Annotated in this window: 15 protein-coding genes; 10 read left to right on the forward strand and 5 right to left on the reverse strand. The window is 48.0% G+C overall.

Annotated features, from left to right (window positions below; genetic code table 11):
- The first annotated feature begins 11 nt into the window (after nucleotides 1-11).
- Nucleotides 12-962 (forward strand): GDP-L-fucose synthase, encoded by a 951-nt coding sequence (locus NIES2104_RS22650; RefSeq protein WP_059000518.1) that lies wholly within the window; start codon nucleotides 12-14, stop codon nucleotides 960-962.
- Between the two features lie 44 nt (nucleotides 963-1006).
- Here the strand turns inward: NIES2104_RS22650 and NIES2104_RS22655 are convergent, their stop codons facing one another.
- Both NIES2104_RS22655 and NIES2104_RS22660 read right to left on the reverse strand, forming a co-directional pair.
- On the reverse strand, nucleotides 1007-2425 hold the full coding sequence (locus tag NIES2104_RS22655; protein WP_059000519.1) for a thioredoxin-like domain-containing protein: 1419 nt from the start codon (nucleotides 2423-2425) through the stop codon (nucleotides 1007-1009).
- Nucleotides 2426-2434: 9 nt separating this feature from the next.
- Nucleotides 2435-4294: a hypothetical protein gene (locus tag NIES2104_RS22660; RefSeq protein ID WP_156427024.1), complete on the reverse strand. Its 1860-nt coding sequence runs from the start codon at nucleotides 4292-4294 to the stop codon at nucleotides 2435-2437.
- A gap of 198 nt (nucleotides 4295-4492) precedes the next feature.
- Between NIES2104_RS22660 and NIES2104_RS22665 the strand changes: the two genes are divergently transcribed.
- The 9 genes from NIES2104_RS22665 to NIES2104_RS22700 all read left to right on the forward strand — a co-directional run bounded on the left by NIES2104_RS22665 (nucleotide 4493) and on the right by NIES2104_RS22700 (nucleotide 13746).
- Nucleotides 4493-4999, forward strand: a complete 507-nt coding sequence (locus NIES2104_RS22665; protein ID WP_059000521.1) for an MAPEG family protein — start codon at nucleotides 4493-4495, stop codon at nucleotides 4997-4999.
- 473 nt (nucleotides 5000-5472) lie between these two features.
- Nucleotides 5473-7728 (forward strand): photosystem I core protein PsaA, encoded by a 2256-nt coding sequence (psaA, locus tag NIES2104_RS22670; protein ID WP_059000522.1) that lies wholly within the window; start codon nucleotides 5473-5475, stop codon nucleotides 7726-7728.
- Between the two features lie 20 nt (nucleotides 7729-7748).
- Entirely contained in the window at nucleotides 7749-9950 is a 2202-nt protein-coding gene (gene psaB, locus NIES2104_RS22675; RefSeq protein ID WP_059000523.1) for a photosystem I core protein PsaB, read from the forward strand.
- Between the two features lie 125 nt (nucleotides 9951-10075).
- The gene (locus NIES2104_RS22680) at nucleotides 10076-10999 is read left to right on the forward strand and encodes a hypothetical protein (RefSeq protein WP_059000524.1); all 924 of its coding nucleotides are present in this window, start codon (nucleotides 10076-10078) and stop codon (nucleotides 10997-10999) included.
- A gap of 53 nt (nucleotides 11000-11052) precedes the next feature.
- Entirely contained in the window at nucleotides 11053-11295 is a 243-nt protein-coding gene (locus tag NIES2104_RS22685; protein ID WP_059000525.1) for a hypothetical protein, read from the forward strand.
- Nucleotides 11292-11555 carry a type II toxin-antitoxin system RelE/ParE family toxin gene (locus NIES2104_RS22690; RefSeq protein ID WP_059000526.1) on the forward strand — a complete coding sequence of 88 codons (264 nt, stop codon included), beginning with the start codon at nucleotides 11292-11294 and terminating at the stop codon, nucleotides 11553-11555. Before NIES2104_RS22685 ends, NIES2104_RS22690 begins: the two co-directional genes overlap by 4 nt.
- Before the next feature lie 96 nt (nucleotides 11556-11651).
- On the forward strand, nucleotides 11652-12638 hold the full coding sequence (locus NIES2104_RS22695) for an endonuclease/exonuclease/phosphatase family protein (protein WP_059000527.1): 987 nt from the start codon (nucleotides 11652-11654) through the stop codon (nucleotides 12636-12638).
- Between the two features lie 115 nt (nucleotides 12639-12753).
- On the forward strand, nucleotides 12754-12903 hold the full coding sequence (locus NIES2104_RS32470) for a hypothetical protein (protein ID WP_192843620.1): 150 nt from the start codon (nucleotides 12754-12756) through the stop codon (nucleotides 12901-12903).
- Nucleotides 12904-12906: 3 nt separating this feature from the next.
- Nucleotides 12907-13746, forward strand: a complete 840-nt coding sequence (locus tag NIES2104_RS22700; RefSeq protein WP_059000528.1) for a hypothetical protein — start codon at nucleotides 12907-12909, stop codon at nucleotides 13744-13746.
- A gap of 100 nt (nucleotides 13747-13846) precedes the next feature.
- Here the strand turns inward: NIES2104_RS22700 and NIES2104_RS22705 are convergent, their stop codons facing one another.
- The 3 genes from NIES2104_RS22705 to NIES2104_RS22715 form a co-directional block, all read right to left on the reverse strand.
- Entirely contained in the window at nucleotides 13847-15325 is a 1479-nt protein-coding gene (locus tag NIES2104_RS22705) for a GTP-binding protein (protein WP_059000529.1), read from the reverse strand.
- A 106-nt stretch (nucleotides 15326-15431) separates the two neighbouring features.
- Complete coding sequence (gene rpsU / locus NIES2104_RS22710) at nucleotides 15432-15611, reverse strand: 30S ribosomal protein S21 (protein WP_017291035.1); 180 nt, start codon at nucleotides 15609-15611, stop codon at nucleotides 15432-15434.
- Nucleotides 15612-15756: 145 nt separating this feature from the next.
- The gene (locus tag NIES2104_RS22715; RefSeq protein WP_059000530.1) at nucleotides 15757-17016 is read right to left on the reverse strand and encodes a hypothetical protein; all 1260 of its coding nucleotides are present in this window, start codon (nucleotides 17014-17016) and stop codon (nucleotides 15757-15759) included.
- Nucleotides 17017-17168 lie beyond the last annotated feature (152 nt).

Raw genomic sequence — 17168 nt, forward strand, 5'->3', positions numbered from 1 at the left:
GAAACTAAGCCATGACCTCAACAACTTTAGATCTCCAAAACAAGCGCATTCTGGTGACAGGTGGAGCAGGGTTTCTCGGTCGTCAAGTGGTTCACCAACTGTGTGAAGCGGGGGCTGATCCACAAAAGATTACGGTGCCGCGATCGCAAGATTTTGATCTCCGCAAGATGGAAAATTGCCAGCGTGCGGTGGATCAGCAAGATGTTGTGATTCATTTAGCGGCGCACGTTGGGGGCATCGGTCTAAATCGCGAAAAACCTGCTGAGTTGTTCTATGACAACTTGATGATGGGAACGCAACTCATTCATGCTGCTTACGAGGCAGGTGTACAGAAGTTCGTTTGTGCAGGAACGATTTGTGCGTATCCCAAATTCACACCTGTTCCATTTAAGGAAGATGACATCTGGAACGGCTACCCCGAAGAAACCAATGCGCCGTATGGCATCGCCAAGAAAGCGCTTTTGGTGCAGCTTCAGTCGTATCGTCAACAGTACGAATTCGATGGGATCTACTTGCTGCCTGTGAATCTGTACGGACCTGGAGACAATTTTGATCCGCGTAGTTCTCACGTGATTCCGGCATTGGTTCGGAAAGTGCATGAGGCACAACAGCAAGGATTATCCCAGCTTCCAGTTTGGGGTGATGGTAGTCCAACCCGCGAATTTCTCTATGTCGATGATGCGGCACGAGGAATTGTAGTTGCGACTCAAAAATTTAGTGATCCTGATCCAGTGAATTTGGGTACGGGCGAGGAAATTTCGATTCGTGATTTGATTACGCTGCTATGCGACTTGATGGAGTTCAAAGGCGAGATTGTTTGGGAAACTGACAAGCCGAATGGTCAACCGCGTCGTTGTTTAGATACTGAACGAGCGAAAGAGCGCTTCGGATTTACGGCTGAAGTCGGCTTTGAGCAAGGATTGAAAAATACGATCGATTGGTATCGCCAAAACGCACAGTAGAAGTTTTCTCTGATAAGTGAGGGGCGTTCTTCGGAGCGCCTTTTTTAATGCGGAAAGCAGATCATCGGAGCGCAGAGATTCGGGAAGTCGATCGCTATTATTTCTAAAGTCGCTAAATCCAATTTCCGAATCACATGATTATTTGTATCAGCAATATATAAATGCGTTTCTGTCGCGCTAATTCCAGACGGCTCATTCAGAGAATTTACAACTGTTTGACAAAATCCATTTGAATCAATTCGTTTAATTTTGTGATTATAAGTATCTGTAATCCAGAGATTTCCACTAAATTCAATATCTAAACAATGTTGTAATCTCGCTGTTTCTCCGATTCCATCAACATCACCAAAGTTATACAAATCTCCACCACCGCAGATCGTTTTTACTTGATTTGTTTGTAGGTCAATTGATCGAATCGAACTCGTTTCACTATCTGCTATAAATAACTCTTTTCCATTTGTTGTGATTCCACTCGGTTGAGCAAATGCCGCTCCTTGAATCGCTCCATCGAAACTTGCTTCGGCTCCAGTGCCCGCGAATGTTTGAATCTTATCGCCGCACAGTTCCCAGAGTTGATGTGCGCCTGCCATTGTGATGAAAATACGATCGCCAATTTTCTCCAAATCCCAAGGTGAATTCAAATCAACTTCTAGCGCCTTGCCACCATGCGGATAAATGATTCTGCTTTGGTTCCCAGTCCCAGCGATCGTACAAACAGTTTTAGCCTCTAAATCCACACATCGGATCGCATGATTTCCCGTGTCTGCTACATACAAGAGATGATTATCGATCGTCATTCCTTGCGGCGTTGAAAACTGTGCTTGCTCGAATTCTCCATCGGTTAATCCTGCGCTTCCAGTGCCGATAATATCGAAGATTTCGCCCTCGATCGAACTAATTACAATTCGATGGTGTCCTGAGTCAGCAATAAATAAGCGATCGTCTTTTGCTAAAACTTTTCCAGGAAATGCTAAAGGTGAAATTGGAAATTTCTCAAGTTCAAATGATAAGAATTGAGGCTCGATCGTATTTTTCTCAATCAATTCCTGAATTAATCGGTCGAGCAAATCGCGTCTTCCTTCGCCTGCGATCGAGGTCACAATATAACCTTTCGGATCAATCAGAACAAACGTCGGATAAGCCCGAACTGCATACGATTGCCAAACTTTGAAATCTCGATCGACTAAAACCGGGTGCTCAATCTCATATCGAAGAATTGCTTGGCGAATATTGTCGATCGCGTTCTCATTCTCGAATTTTGCTGAGTGGATGCTGAGGATGGTTAAGCGATCGCCATTTTTTTGCTCTAAATACTTCAAATCGGGCAGGCTATGAATGCAATTAATGCAGCCATAAGTCCAAAAATCGAGCAAAACAATTCGCCCTCTGAACTCTTTGAGAGACAGAGGACGATTCACATTCAACCAAGCTAAATCATTTGGAAACTCTGGAGCGCGAACCATGAGAGCTTGCTATTGGGCACTCTCCGAGGATAACGCAGGCTCCGGAGTAGTCACAGGTTGAGAAATGCGCGGCTTCAGTGGCATTCCTAATCGGCGTTCAAGCTCAGTTTGCGGCTCAAAGTCAGAGGGTGCAGGTTCCTCAACGATGGGAGGCTTTTCTTCCCGAATTGGAGATTCGCTCGGTGCGATTTCTACTGGTGTTTCGATCGCTGGGGTCGAATCAGGAGGCACGATCGACGGTTTCGATTCGGGGCGTTTCAACCGATCGAAAATACTCGACTTCGGTGTTTCCTTAATCTCTGGAGCAGGCTTAACTTCAACAGGTTCAACTTCAACGGGTGCGGGAGCTTCCGGAGCCGCTAAATCATCAGGAATTGGCGTTGGGGAAGGAAGAACAACGGGCGCTTTTGATTCAGGACGTTTAAAGCGCTCAAAAATATTCGGCTTCGGTGCTTCTTCCACTTCTGGAGCGGTTTGAATCGGTTCCGGTGCTTTCTCTTCTTCAGGTTCCGCAATAGAAGGCTCAACGGACGGCTCTTCCTCCACGACAGGTGGCACCACAGGCGCAACGTTCGGACGCTTAAATCGATTAAAGAATCCCCCTGGTGCTTGAACCGCTGGAGCGACAGGCACAACGGGTGTAATCACTTCAGGCTGTTTCGGCTCTTCTGTTGGTTCTTCAATGATTTCAGGTTCAGGACTCGGCTCGATGACAGGCGGAGACGAACGTTTGAATCGATCGAAGAATCCCCCTTTCGGTTTTTCTACCGGAGCTTCTGGCTCAGGCGCGATCGTCGTTGGAGCTTCGATCTCTTTCTCCGGTTCAGGCGATGCTTCTGGAGTCGGCTTGGGTTCAGAATGCTTAAATCGATTGAAGAAACCACCCGGAGCTTTTGGAGCCTCAACAGGTTTCGGAGCTTCTTCAACGGGTTTCGGAGTTTCTTTCGCTTCCGGCTTTTCTTCTACAAGTGGCGCAACTAGAACGGGAGTCGGTTCGGGAGTCGGCGCGACGGGTTCGGGGGCTGGCTTGTAGTTTGGCTCAACGATCGACACCGCCTGATCAAACGAAATCTCACCCCGGACAAGTTTCGACAACGTATCCTGTCCGTTCGGCTCGTAATTGAAAACTCTCGCGGTGTTGTTGTAAACGTTTGGAACCGAATTCCCTTTCTCGTCAATGTATTCGAGTTGAACCCAATTCTTACCCGGTTTGAAGCCTTTTAGATAAATGGGCTGCCATCGATCGACGGTAAAACTATCACCATTCACCGTTACTTTCACGCGCCAATCCGCGACATCATCCTTATCGTCTTCCTGAGCAACAATGTGCAACGGTGCATTGGTCAAATAGAAATCTAATAGAACTGGCTCCGCTCCATACGTTGCTTGTGGACGGCTATAGGTTAGTAGCGGCAGTTTTGGATCAGGATTATTGTTAGGCGTTTTTGTAAATACGTGGAATGTCACTTGAGCGAACGCCCCATCATTCTTAAAGCTTTCGTGCCAAGGACGACCCGCAAGCGCTCGAATTGTATGAGTTCCCGCTGCTAAATCTTTGAATACGACAGGCTGACTGACATCGTAAACCGCTTGATACGGCTGATCATCTAGAAATACATGAAGATGAGGACCCAAGCCTAATTTCTGATCTTTATATAAAGGTAGATCTTTAACGTTGAACTTGACCGAAACGGTATTATCGTCCAGCACTTCATTGGATCGAGGAGAAACGATCGATACCTGCGGCTGATACTTATCCAATAGTGGCTTTAATTGCTGAATCACCTCTGGCGGCGAGGCTTCCGAGATCTTCCCTGCTTTTTTCGGGGCTGCCCAACCGGGAGCAACCGCACTCAGATTAAGTAGCATTGCCAAGACTAATGAGACTGAAAGAGTTCTAGCCGTCCCGCGCCAGCGCATGATCCCAAACACTAGATATTTCTCCCCATCAAACACGCTTTCCCTTCGGCACTATAGCGGAAAATTCAGGACACAAGAGCGCGATCGCAATAAATCCCCGCACTTCCCCTGCTACAGTTGCCTATGTACTGTCTCATAGTATGAGAGATGAGTAATCCTGTTCCAGTTTCAACCCTCTTTATTGGACTCAATGGACTCATTGCTTTCGCGCTGTCTTGCATCGTCGTAATGGAAAGGACAAGCACGAGAGTTTGGCATGGAGAAACGCGATCGGATATTTCAAACCAGCCGAACTACCTTGAAAAACCTGGAAAATGGGCAGCCTTTATCGAAACGTATACGCAAAAAAGCGTCTCAACTAAAGATAAAGATGACGGTTTACTCCAGCGAAAAGTCAGAGCCTTCGGAAACTTCATTGAATATACGCCTCTAGCACTGCTGTTCATCTTGACGCTTGAATTGGCGGACTCGCAACGTTGGCTACTTTGGCTGCTCGGTGGGACGTTGACGCTCGGTCGAATCGCTCATGCTTGGGGTTTGATCAAAACTTATGGACCCTCTCCGGGTCGTGCGATCGGCTTCTTCTTAACGTGGTTTGTGTATCTCGTTGGTGCGGGTGCTTGCGTCTATTACGGAATCCTTGAAATCTTCTAAATCAGTGATTTCTGTAAAAATGGGGCGAGCGACGGCTCGATCGCTCCCCCTCAGCCACTTCTGCAACGATTTATTAACAATAAGATCAAAAAATATCAATCATACCCAATCGATTGAATAGTAATTTCCAATCCTTGAGCAATGTAAAGTTAATCAACAACCTCTTGACTTTTTATTCCTCTATGAACGCTGTAATCCAAGCAGAGTCAAGAAATCCTGAACTTTGAATTATTGTAAATAACCTTCAAAAACGTTTTCATGAAAGACCTATAATGACCCATTGAGAACCCACGAAGGCAACATCCCAAAACACGGGAGCCAAGCTGGACGCTCAGACCAAGCCCGACCGTTACACACCCACTAGGTCTAATACCTCAGTCATACCGTGTAGCTAGGACTTAACAGAAGGGTTTGAGACCAGTCGCCGGATAGGGGGAATACCTCGTTCCTTGTCTAGAGAGAGGAGAGTCTCAATGACAATTAGCCCACCGGAGCGCGAGGCGAAGGCACGGGTCGTCGTTGATAAAGATCCCGTTCCTACTTCCTTTGAGAAGTGGGGGCAGCCGGGACACTTCGATCGAACCCTGTCGAAAGGACCCAAAACCACCACCTGGATTTGGAACCTTCACGCCAACGCTCACGATTTCGATAGCCATACAAGCGACTTAGAAGACGTTTCTCGCAAAATTTTTAGCGCACACTTCGGTCACTTAGCCGTTGTGTTCATTTGGTTGAGTGGAATGTACTTCCACGGCGCTAAGTTTTCAAACTACGAAGCGTGGCTCGCCAACCCCACTGGAATTAAACCCAGTGCTCAGGTTGTTTGGCCTATCTTCGGACAAGAAATCCTTAACGCGGATGTCGGCGGCGGCTTCCACGGAATTCAAATCACTTCTGGATTCTTCCAACTGTGGAGAGCGGCTGGCTTCACAAACAGCTTCCAGCTTTATGTCACCGCGATCGGCGGCTTAGTCATGGCTGGCTTGATGCTGTTTGCGGGCTGGTTCCACTACCACAAGCGCGCTCCCAAACTGGAATGGTTCCAGAACGTGGAGTCGATGCTGAATCACCACCTTTCCGGCTTGTTCGGACTCGGTTCGCTGTCGTGGGCTGGACACCAGATCCACGTCGCACTGCCGATTAACGAACTCCTGGATCGCGGTGTCCCTGCGGACAAGATTCCTCTGCCTCACGAGTTCATCCTGAACCCCCAATTGATGGCAGACATCTATCCCAGCTTCGCAAAAGGTCTTATTCCTTTCTTTACCCTCAACTGGGGCGAATATGCTGACTTCCTCACCTTTAAAGGTGGATTAAACCCGGTCACGGGCGGACTCTGGCTGACCGATACCGCGCATCACCACTTGGCGATCGCTGTGTTGTTCCTCATCGCCGGACACATGTACCGCACCAACTGGGGTATCGGTCACAACATCAAGGAAATCCTTGAGGCGCATAAAGGACCGTTCACCGGAGAAGGTCACAAGGGGCTGTACGAAAACCTGACCACTTCTTGGCACGCTCAACTCGCGATCAACTTAGCAATGGTTGGTTCGTTGAGCATCATCGTGGCGCAGCACATGTACGCGATGCCTCCTTATCCCTACTTGGCAACCGACTACGCAACGCAGTTGTCAATCTTCACGCACCACATGTGGATCGGTGGATTCTTCATCGTCGGTGGTGCGGCTCACGCAGCAATCTTTATGGTGCGCGACTACGATCCGGTTGCGAATCAAAACAACAACCTCGATCGCGTTCTGCGTCACCGGGATGCCATCATTTCCCACTTGAACTGGGTTTGTATCTTCTTGGGCTTCCATAGCTTCGGTCTGTACGTGCACAACGACACGATGCGCGCTTTGGGTCGTCCTCAAGATATGTTCTCGGATACCGCAATTCAACTTCAGCCCGTGTTCGCGCAGTGGATTCAAAACCTCCACACGCTGGCTCCGGGTGGAACCGCTCCGAACGCATTGGCTCCGGCTAGTTACGCTTTCGGTGGTGGAACGATCGCAGTCGGTGGCAAAGTTGCCATGATGCCGATCGCCTTGGGTACGGCGGACTTTATGGTTCACCATATTCATGCCTTCACGATTCACGTCACAGTCCTCATCTTGCTTAAAGGTGTGCTGTTTGCACGTAGCTCACGCTTGATTCCTGATAAAGCTAACCTTGGTTTCCGCTTCCCGTGCGATGGTCCGGGTCGTGGCGGTACTTGCCAAGTGTCTGGATGGGATCACGTGTTCCTCGGTCTGTTCTGGATGTACAACTCCTTATCGATCGCGATCTTCCACTTCTCGTGGAAAATGCAGTCGGATGTCTGGGGTACGGTTGCACCGGATGGAACGGTTGATCACGTCACGGGCGGTAACTTCGCTCAAAGTGCGATTACCATTAACGGCTGGTTGCGCGACTTCTTGTGGGCACAAGCGGCACAGGTGATTGGATCTTACGGTTCGGCACTGTCTGCTTACGGACTTCTGTTCCTGGGCGCTCACTTTGTTTGGGCATTCAGCTTGATGTTCCTGTTTAGCGGACGTGGCTACTGGCAAGAACTGATCGAATCGATCGTTTGGGCACACAACAAGCTGAAAGTTGCACCTGCAATTCAGCCGCGTGCATTAAGCATCATTCAAGGACGTGCTGTGGGCGTTGCTCACTACCTATTAGGTGGAATCGTCACAACATGGGCATTCTTCCTAGCTCGATCAATTTCAATCGGATGAGCGAGGATTAACAAACAGCTATGGCAACTAAGTTCCCAAAATTTAGTCAAGACCTTGCCCAAGATCCCACAACTCGTCGGATTTGGTACGGAATTGCCACCGCTCACGACTTTGAGAGCCACGACGGAATGACGGAAGAGAAGCTTTACCAAAAGCTTTTCGCCACCCACTTCGGTCACTTGGCAATCATCTTCTTGTGGACATCTGGTAATCTGTTCCACGTTGCTTGGCAAGGCAACTTCGAGCAATGGATCAAAGATCCGCTCAACATTCGCCCGATCGCTCACGCGATTTGGGACCCTCAGTTCGGTAAGCCTGCCGTGGAAGCCTTTACCCAAGGCGGCGCGAACTATCCTGTCAACATTACCTACTCTGGTCTGTATCACTGGTGGTACACGATCGGCATGAGAACGAACGGCGACCTGTATCAAGGTTCGATCTTCTTGCTGATTCTGTCGGCAGTCCTCCTGTTCGCAGGTTGGTTGCACCTCCAGCCGAAATTCCGTCCGAGTTTGGCTTGGTTCAAGAACGCTGAATCGCGCCTGAACCACCACTTGGCTGGATTGTTCGGAGTCAGTTCGCTGGCTTGGGCAGGTCACTTGATTCACGTTGCGATTCCCGAATCTCGCGGACAGCATGTGGGCTGGGATAACTTCCTGACCACGATGCCGCACCCGGCAGGGTTGGGACCGTTCTTCTCTGGTAACTGGAGCGCGTATTCCGAAAATCCGGATACCGCAAACCATATCTTCGGAACGGCGCAAGGATCGGGTTCTGCGATCTTGACTTTCCTCGGTGGATTCCATCCGCAAACAGAATCGCTGTGGTTGACCGACATGGCTCATCACCACTTAGCGATCGCGGTAATCTTCATCGTGGCGGGTCATATGTACCGCACCAACTTTGGAATCGGTCACAGCATTCGGGACATTCTGAACGCACACAAGCCGCCTGCGGGTGGTTTGGGTGACGGTCACACCGGATTGTATGACACCGTAAACAACTCGCTGCACTTCCAATTGGGTCTTGCCCTGGGTGCTTTGGGAACGGTGACTTCTCTGGTGGCACAACACATGTACTCGATGCCGCCTTATGCGTTCATGGCGAAGGACTTCACCACTCAAGCAGCACTGTACACTCATCACCAGTACATTGCAGGCTTCCTGATGGTTGGAGCATTTGCACACGGCGCGATCTTCTGGGTTCGTGATTACGACCCAGACCAAAACAAAAACAACGTGCTTGCACGAATCTTGGGACACAAGGAAGCCATCATCTCGCACTTAAGCTGGGTGTCGCTCTTCTTGGGCTTCCATACTCTCGGTCTGTACGTCCACAACGATGTCGTCGTTGCGTTCGGTACTCCTGAGAAACAAATCCTGATCGAGCCTGTGTTCGCACAGTTCGTTCAAGCTGCTCACGGTAAGGCACTGTACGGTTTCAATACCTTACTGTCGAACGCTGACAGCATCGCGTCTAACTCTGGTGCAGCTTATCTGCCCGGTTGGTTGGATGGAATCAATAGCGGCGTGAACTCGCTGTTCTTGACGATCGGACCTGGTGACTTCTTAGTTCACCATGCGATCGCGCTCGGTCTGCACACCACCACCTTGGTCTTGGTCAAGGGCGCGTTGGATGCTCGTGGATCGAAACTGATGCCTGATAAGAAAGACTTCGGATATGCCTTCCCTTGTGATGGTCCGGGTCGTGGTGGTACTTGCGATATCTCCGCATGGGACTCCTTCTATCTGGCGATGTTCTGGATGTTGAATACGATCGGTTGGGTTACGTTCTACTGGCACTGGAAACATCTGTCGATCTGGTCTGGTAACGTGGCTCAGTTTAACGAAAGCTCGACCTATCTGATGGGTTGGCTGCGTGACTACCTCTGGCAGTATTCGGCTCCGCTGATCAACGGCTACAACCCGTATGGCATGAATAACCTGGCGGTTTGGGCTTGGATGTTCCTCTTCGGGCACCTGGTCTGGGCGACTGGATTTATGTTCTTGATCTCGTGGCGTGGCTACTGGCAAGAATTGATCGAAACGCTGGTGTGGGCACATGAGCGCACTCCGTTAGCGAACTTAATTCGCTTTAAGGATAAGCCAGTTGCATTGTCGATCGTTCAAGGTCGGTTAGTCGGTTTGGTTCACTTCGCCGCTGGGTATGTGCTGACGTATGCAGCCTTCCTGATTGCAGCGACCGCTGGTAAGTTCGGTTGATCCGACTGACTGTGGTAGATAAATAAGGAAATCCCTCGCCTTCGGGTGGGGGATTTTTGGTTTGAAGGGGAAATTGCAATTCAAGAAGGGAACAATTAGTCTGTCAATCTCAAGCCCCTTCTGCTATGCAAGTATTTTTCATTCATGGTGTTGCGACTAAAGATGCTGCTTATTCAAAGCGTTTACAGACTCTCTTGAAGGAGGAGTTTTCTAACAGAGACAAGCAACTTCCATATTTTTACGGAAGCTTCTGGGGCACTGTTGTAAATGAGAAGGGCAGGCTGTGGAACTGGGTACATCAAGACCTGAAGGAACTTAAGAAAAATTACCCGCACCTGGACACGAAGGATGTTTTCAGATATCAGGAATTTCGAGAAGATTTCATTTCTGATTTTTTTGGAGATGTTTTAACGTATTTCAACACAGAACGTGGCAGAGACGTAAGGGGGATCATTGCAGAACAGCTTCGTAAATTTCTACAACATCTACCTCAAGATGAAGAACTGCATATCATTGCTCATTCACTCGGTACAGTAGTGCTTTGGGATGTCCTATTTTCTGATCGCTTTTCAGAGGGTGATCCAGCTCATACCATTCGTGAACTGATTCAAGTTCCTGACGCTTCTGTAAATACTTCTAGGATGCGGCTTAAAAGTATTACAACTATGGGATCTCCAGTGCTGTTTTTCAATATGATGCTGGATGTTCAACCAGAAAAAGTGAAAGCCTTTGCTTCTCAGTATCAACCTAGTGAACTTCGCTGGATTAACATCATTCATGCTTCTGACATTATTGCCTATCCCCTTCAATCGGCGATGAATGCTAGATTAATGCCAAACTTCTTTTTCCGCGATAAGTATATTTGGGCGGATAGAAATGGAGCGGAGAAGGCGGCTCGTACTTTTGGTCAAGCTCACGCTGCTATGGGGGTTGGACTTGCCGACGCTCACAGTTCATATTGGACAAGTCGTGGTGCAGCTCGTTTAATTACGGCAAACTTGCTCGACGATCGTGGTGAAATTGATTCTGCTAAAGTAGACACAGAGTAGGTCTATTGGCTCTCGCGCTAGAATTGACTAACTCAGCTTTCAATGAAATCAATATGTCGATCGTCAATCTCCAAGTTTCATTTGAATCGCTAATTGAGGCTGTCACTTCATTAAGCCTAGAAGACAAGCGGAAACTAGCTGATATTTTAGAAGACGCTATCTTCGAGACAGAGGAGGACTTAGAAAACGATCCAGAAGTGTTGGCGGAGGTAGAGGAGGCTCGAAAGGATTATCGAGAAGGTAATTATCAAACAATTCAGGAATATGCTGCTCAACGCTCTGAGCGCGAAACATGAGCTATGCTGTCAATGTGCCAAAAGCTGTTGGAAAGCAGCTTGATAAATTACCGACTGACGTTCGAGAAAGGCTAGTTGAGAAAATTTTATTGCTGACAGATGATGCTCGCCCTGATGGAGTCAAGAAGCTGAAGGGATCTGAGAGCGAGTATCGGCTCAGGGTTGGGAATTACCGAATACGTTACGAGATTGACGATGAAGCGTTGTCTATCACGATATTGAGTTGCAGACATCGTAAGGAAAGTTATCGCAATAAGTAGCGCGATCGGGCAATAAACTTCCTCAATGTCGGCTAAAACACCTGCCAAAATTAAAACCCTCGTGTACAACTGCACAAATGCTTGAGGGTTCATTCGATGACTCAGAATAGTTTCAAGGTTGGAACGTTTAACGTCTACAATCTATCGCTGGCAAACGTTCCTTTCTACAATCAGAAATACAGCGAATCCGTTTATGCTAAGAAGATTCGATGGATTGGGCATCAGCTTGATTCGATGAAAGCTGACGTTGTGGGATTTCAGGAAGTTTGGCAGCAGCAAGCGCTCCAAGATGCGATCGACCAAAGCGAATTTCTTAAAGATGCCAATGTCGTTCTCGCGAAGGAACAAACGACTACACCCTCTGTTGCGATCGCGTCTCGTTTCCCGATAATCAGCCATGAAGCGATCGCTGATTTTCCCGAAGCTGCATTGCTCAAAATTGAAGGGGAAGAGTTAGCGCTAAAACAGTTCTCGCGTCCGGTGCTGTGTGTTCGAGTTGAACTTCGAGAAGGTGTGGAATGCACATTTGTTGTGGCGCATCTGAAATCGAAGCGACCAGACATAGCAGAAGGGGCTGATCCGAATGATCCATTAGAGCAAGCAAAGGGACAAGTTCGATCGCTGATTCGTCGATCGGCAGAATCCGTTGCACTGCGATCAATTTTGATCAATCTGATGCAAGGGAACAATCATCCAGTGATTGCAATGGGCGATTTGAATGATGAAAGCTTAGCTGTGACGACACAATTGATTTCGGGTGAGCCGCCGTTTAGAAGATTGTCGATCGAGCGCAAAAAAGCGGTGTGGGATGTGTTGCTCTATCACGTCAAAGATATTCAGGCACGTCAAAGCTATGGCGATTTCTACTACACCCACATCCACAACGGACATTATGGGAGCCTCGATCACATTTTGGTGAGCCAAGAATTTGTTGAGCAGAACCGCGATCGCGTGGGTCGAGTGGGATATGTTTCAGTGTTCAATGATCATCTAATTGATGAAACGCTGAGCAAAGATGAGGTCGAAGATTGGCAATCGGATCATGGTCAGGTGGTGGCATTGATCGAACTTGCAAAGCTGTAGTTTCATCTAATACAAATCTGCTGCAACTGGAAAATCAACCGATTCCAAAAGGCTATCAAGTGCAGGCTTATCGCTGTCAGAAACGATATGGCTGTGATTGGGTGTGGAGCCGTTAGTGGACAGTCCTGAGATACCAGAAATTAGCGATCGACGATTTCGCCAACTGCACGAATTCTATGAGCCTTGGAAAAATCTTACCCGTGAGGGTAATGGCAGAGAGCAGTCACATAATGCCAAAGTTTTATTAGATAACCAAAGAGGGTAATTTATGCCAGACGGACTTCTAGAAGACGATATTCAGATTAAAGCTCCTGCATTGGATGCCGCTCAACACCCATCACTACGAGGTGTAACGGCTGACAAGGGATCAGGAGTTGTTGGGGTTAGCCACTCTAAAAAGAGTTTAGGACTACTAGGCGGAAGCGATCGTGTTTTCCGTCAGAGTGCAGGTGTGTATGGTGAGAGTATTCAGCAAGGAGTTTTTGGACACTCTACTGATCCGACTGGGACTGGGGTATATGGTAACAGCGTCGGTTCTGGTTTTGGGGTTCGCGGTGAGAGCACTGATGGTATTGCCGTACAGGGACAAAGTTTTGGTGGTGGACTTGCTGGGAAATTTATCGGCAATGTTGAGGTTACAGATAACTTGGTTGTTCAAGGCAGAAATATCAATGCTCTTTTCTCACAGATACAATCGTTGGGAAATCTTGTAGGACGAGTGCAAGGACTAGAAGGGCGAGTGCAAACACTAGAACAGGAAAATCAGCGACTTAAGCAAGAGATTGCAGAACTCAAGAACCAATCATCTGGAGGGAAACTACCAGCGGGTTCTCCAAATCCGCAAATTTCAGTCACGAAGAAAGATGGCAAGTTTGTAGTGACAGGATCTGGGTTTTTAGCAAGTACAACAATTTCTATTCGCGTTGTAGATACAAATCAGCCTCAGAGCTATTTTACATACTCACAAAGTTCAGAATCAGATGGAGCACTAAATTTTCAGCAATCGATTAGTTGTGTCATGGGTGCTTCTCTCTCTTTCAGCGCATCGGATGGGCGTGTCACTTCAGGCAATCAGATTTGGAGCAATATTTTTCGGATCACTTGTTGATCATTAAAGTTGGTATCTCCTCTGCTAGAAATCTTCTTTTGAAGAAAGTTCTATATCGGGTAAATGTATTGATGTGGAACAGCGATCGCGTAACCAAAAGCTATTTCGCATTTGACTGACTTGCTTTCGCTTGTCGATCGTGAAGATCGAGCTTTGCCCGAAGCTCATCTTTAATGCGATTCATAATCGAATCCTCATCCAACGAAGCCAAAATTCTCGTCACAACCGCTTTCGGGCTTTCTGTGCCCCAAGAGGCATCATTGGCAAGATACGCTTTGGTTACTTGAGCGATCGCATAAGTCGAAACCCCCGCCACCGCGCCCTGAGTCAAAGCCACCGATAGATAAGGCGCGATCGACAATCCCCCCGTTGCCGGAGCCGATAACCCTAACAAGCCTTTCAGCGAACTCAATCCCAAGTTCGTCAACAATTCAGTCGCGCTAATGCCACCCATCGCGATCGCAATACGCTGCAACAATTTGATTGCACCTTGTTGAGTCATGTGGATGCCGTAGAGCTTCGATAAGCTCATGATCATTGCAACATCGATCGCGGCACTGCTGATGATATCGAGAACCATGATTGGATTAACCGCAGTTGCGATCGCTTTCGTCATCACACCGTTCCAAATCACGCGATTGGCGTTTTGTTCGCGAATGGAGAGTTTGCGCTGGAGTAAGCGATCGTGAACGTCATCTGCAAACAGCATCGAATTCAGGGCAACTAAAGATTTTCCTTCTCGATGCAAGACTTCAAGGATTTTCAGTTTGAGATCTTGAACTTGCGGTTCTGTTCTAATCATTTGCGGGGACATGCGACCATCAGGACGTTTGACCGCTCGTGCAACTAGTGGAGAAGCCGCCGCCATCACGATTTCATCGGGTGAGAGCAGTTCTTTGACGCGCTCATCGCGGATTTTTTGATAGATGCTCATGCGATCGGCATCGGGGTATTGATCAATCTTGTTGAACACTAAAATGATCGGTTTCCCAACTTCGCGCAGTTCTGAGAGTGCTTGAAATTCGACTTTGGTGATGTCACCGGAAACAATAAAGAGTAAGAGATCGGCTTGTTGAGCAACTTGACGCGCTAAGGCTTCTCTGGCTTCGCCGTTGACTTCATCGATTCCAGGAGTGTCAATTAATTCGATTTGAGAGTTGGTAGTACTGGGGAGTTTGACGCGCAGGATTTCTTGATCGCTGCCCTCGATCGCTTCAGTTGCCACAGTCCACTGAGCGGATTGCTGCGATCGCGTCACGCCATGAATTGCGCCTGTTTCAAAAATTTGCTGACCGAGTAACGCATTGAGTAACGAAGACTTACCGCGCCCGACCATTCCAAAGGCTGCGATTTGAACCACGAGACGATCGAGCTTTTCTAGCATCGTCCCTAGTCCGTGAATTTCTGACTCCAGCCCCGATCGCTCTTGATCAGTTAAATCGAGATTTTCAACTAGCTCCCGTAGCGTCGTTTGAGCCTGTCGATAATTTAGCTCAGCTTGGATCTCATCGAATCCGGAGATCGCTTCGTCTAGCTCCTCATCCAAAGGTTTGCCAGTATCGGAAATGGAGTCAGTCATAAATTCACGGGAGAAGTAATCTGCACTCCTCACATCCTAGCAATGCTGCCGATAAACGGTCTGAGACCAAAAAATCGATCCTTATGACAAGAATCGACTGATACCGTTAGCGGTAGCGGCGATTGCGTCGGGCGACGATCGCTTTGCGCTTGCGCTTTTCCAGCGGGGTTTCAAAATGACGGTGCGATCGCAGATCTGCCAAAATTCCAGCTTTTGAGACTTGGCGCTTAAAGCGGCGCAACGCTGAATCGATGCCTTCGTTTTCTCCTAAAACCACTTGGGTCATGCTTGATCCTCCAATTAAATTCAGATTTGTAGATTCCAACGGACTAAAAATCGCTGTCCACACGGCTGTTCTTGTACAGAACAAGTATGCACAGCTTCTTAAAGAACGCGCAACCTACCATCATGAAGGTTAGCACAAATCTCATCTAAGAGCGCATTAACTGATTCACAAAACACAGATTCAAAGCGCTGAAGTTTGTACTGAGTGCGAGTTGTAGGTTTTCCATTGCGGCAATCAGCCACTGAACGCGATCGCGACTGTAGCTTTCATAGTGATGAAATAAGATCGAAAATCGCTTTTCTAAATAAGGCTTCACCCGCCGACACAGTAGAACAATTTGAAGTAAAAGCTGCGTGGTTGAAGTCGCCCCTAAATTCGAGAGGAGATCGACAAAAACAAAATGCTGGGGTCGATGGACGCTCTCGACAACGAGGAAGTTTAACAATTGGCTGCAAGTCCGCACCATGAGGAAATCGGTGAGCGGCTGTGAGTCGCTTTGTGGATAAGTATTGATTAATAAGTTGCCAAGTTGCTGATTGAAATGGCGCTTTCCGTAGGCGGGATTCACACTATTTGTGAGGTAGTGGTATAGCTCAGCTTTGAATTCTTTGTACGATCGAACTTCCTGGCAATGGGTTAAAAATCGCTGTGCCACCTCGCGGCAGGTATCGTTTCCGTTTACTTTTCCGGTGAATTGATGAAGTGCAGCACTGAGAGAGCGATCGTCTAACAGAGTTGGATTCTGTACCGGGTGAATTTCACGATCGCTAGAATTACGCCGTACCTGATAAGTCACATATTTAGACAGGTCAATCTCGAATTGCTTTTGTCGATCGGCTTGAAGTTGTCGGATCGAAACTTGTTGAATGTCAGGGGTTCCCTCAGCGACAAGGCAATGTTCGTACAGATAAGGATAGCGACGGATGAGCGTGTCAAACGACTCGGTTTCGGTCGGCGCGGGCTGTAGAACGGTTGCGAGACGTTTGAGAGTGAGATATTGCTCAGTTTGTTGAAACTCCTGAATGAGAGTGCGCTGCTGTTTGATGATGCGCGATCGACCAAAATCTGCGGTAACTGGACGGGTCGGAGTCGAGTCGAATGAAGAAATCAGTTCTGCGATCGCGCTCTGATGTTGAGGGCGAGACTGCCAGCGGTTGATCAGAATATGGCAGCAGCGATTCAGGATAAAACGAAATTCTTGCGCGGAAGTGCTGGACTGAATTAAGCGATCGAGGTCTTGCTGAAAAGCGAGGTCTGGATAGCCAGTTCCTTCGACAAACAAGAGGCGAAACCGCTCGTTCAAGGCTTGAGGCGATTCAGTTTGAACCAGATTTAGTAAATGATCATAAAGTCGCTGTTCTTCTGGCGTAATTCCGCGACTTTGATAAATCGATCCAGCATTCATGGTTTCAGCACTCCTCAACCCCAGACTTCAGGAACATCAATTAGATAGGAATCGGACTCGACCGGGGCAAGGTCAAAGTATGGCGATCGTAATGAAATCCGTGAAGACTCAGTGTAACCTGTGTCACTTCATCAAGACTTTACACAAAGATC

This window comes from Leptolyngbya sp. NIES-2104 (genome assembly GCF_001485215.1).
Classification (GTDB): Bacteria; Cyanobacteriota; Cyanobacteriia; order Leptolyngbyales; family Leptolyngbyaceae; genus Leptolyngbya.

Excerpts from the sequence above, each read along its gene's own strand:
- psaA (WP_059000522.1), top strand. The coding sequence starts at position 5,473 with ATGACAATTAGCCCACCGGAGCGCGAGGCGAAGGCACGGGTCGTCGTT.
- NIES2104_RS22680 (WP_059000524.1), top strand. The coding sequence starts at position 10,076 with ATGCAAGTATTTTTCATTCATGGTGTTGCGACTAAAGATGCTGCTTAT.
- NIES2104_RS22695 (WP_059000527.1), top strand. The coding sequence starts at position 11,652 with ATGACTCAGAATAGTTTCAAGGTTGGAACGTTTAACGTCTACAATCTA.
- NIES2104_RS22700 (WP_059000528.1), top strand. The coding sequence starts at position 12,907 with ATGCCAGACGGACTTCTAGAAGACGATATTCAGATTAAAGCTCCTGCA.
- NIES2104_RS22665 (WP_059000521.1), top strand. The coding sequence starts at position 4,493 with ATGAGTAATCCTGTTCCAGTTTCAACCCTCTTTATTGGACTCAATGGA.
- NIES2104_RS22705 (WP_059000529.1), bottom strand. The coding sequence starts at position 15,325 with ATGACTGACTCCATTTCCGATACTGGCAAACCTTTGGATGAGGAGCTA.
- NIES2104_RS22690 (WP_059000526.1), top strand. The coding sequence starts at position 11,292 with ATGAGCTATGCTGTCAATGTGCCAAAAGCTGTTGGAAAGCAGCTTGAT.
- NIES2104_RS22655 (WP_059000519.1), bottom strand. The coding sequence starts at position 2,425 with ATGGTTCGCGCTCCAGAGTTTCCAAATGATTTAGCTTGGTTGAATGTG.
- rpsU (WP_017291035.1), bottom strand. The coding sequence starts at position 15,611 with ATGACCCAAGTGGTTTTAGGAGAAAACGAAGGCATCGATTCAGCGTTG.
- NIES2104_RS22650 (WP_059000518.1), top strand. The coding sequence starts at position 12 with ATGACCTCAACAACTTTAGATCTCCAAAACAAGCGCATTCTGGTGACA.
- NIES2104_RS22715 (WP_059000530.1), bottom strand. The coding sequence starts at position 17,016 with ATGAATGCTGGATCGATTTATCAAAGTCGCGGAATTACGCCAGAAGAA.
- NIES2104_RS22660 (WP_156427024.1), bottom strand. The coding sequence starts at position 4,294 with ATGCTACTTAATCTGAGTGCGGTTGCTCCCGGTTGGGCAGCCCCGAAA.
- NIES2104_RS22685 (WP_059000525.1), top strand. The coding sequence starts at position 11,053 with ATGTCGATCGTCAATCTCCAAGTTTCATTTGAATCGCTAATTGAGGCT.
- psaB (WP_059000523.1), top strand. The coding sequence starts at position 7,749 with ATGGCAACTAAGTTCCCAAAATTTAGTCAAGACCTTGCCCAAGATCCC.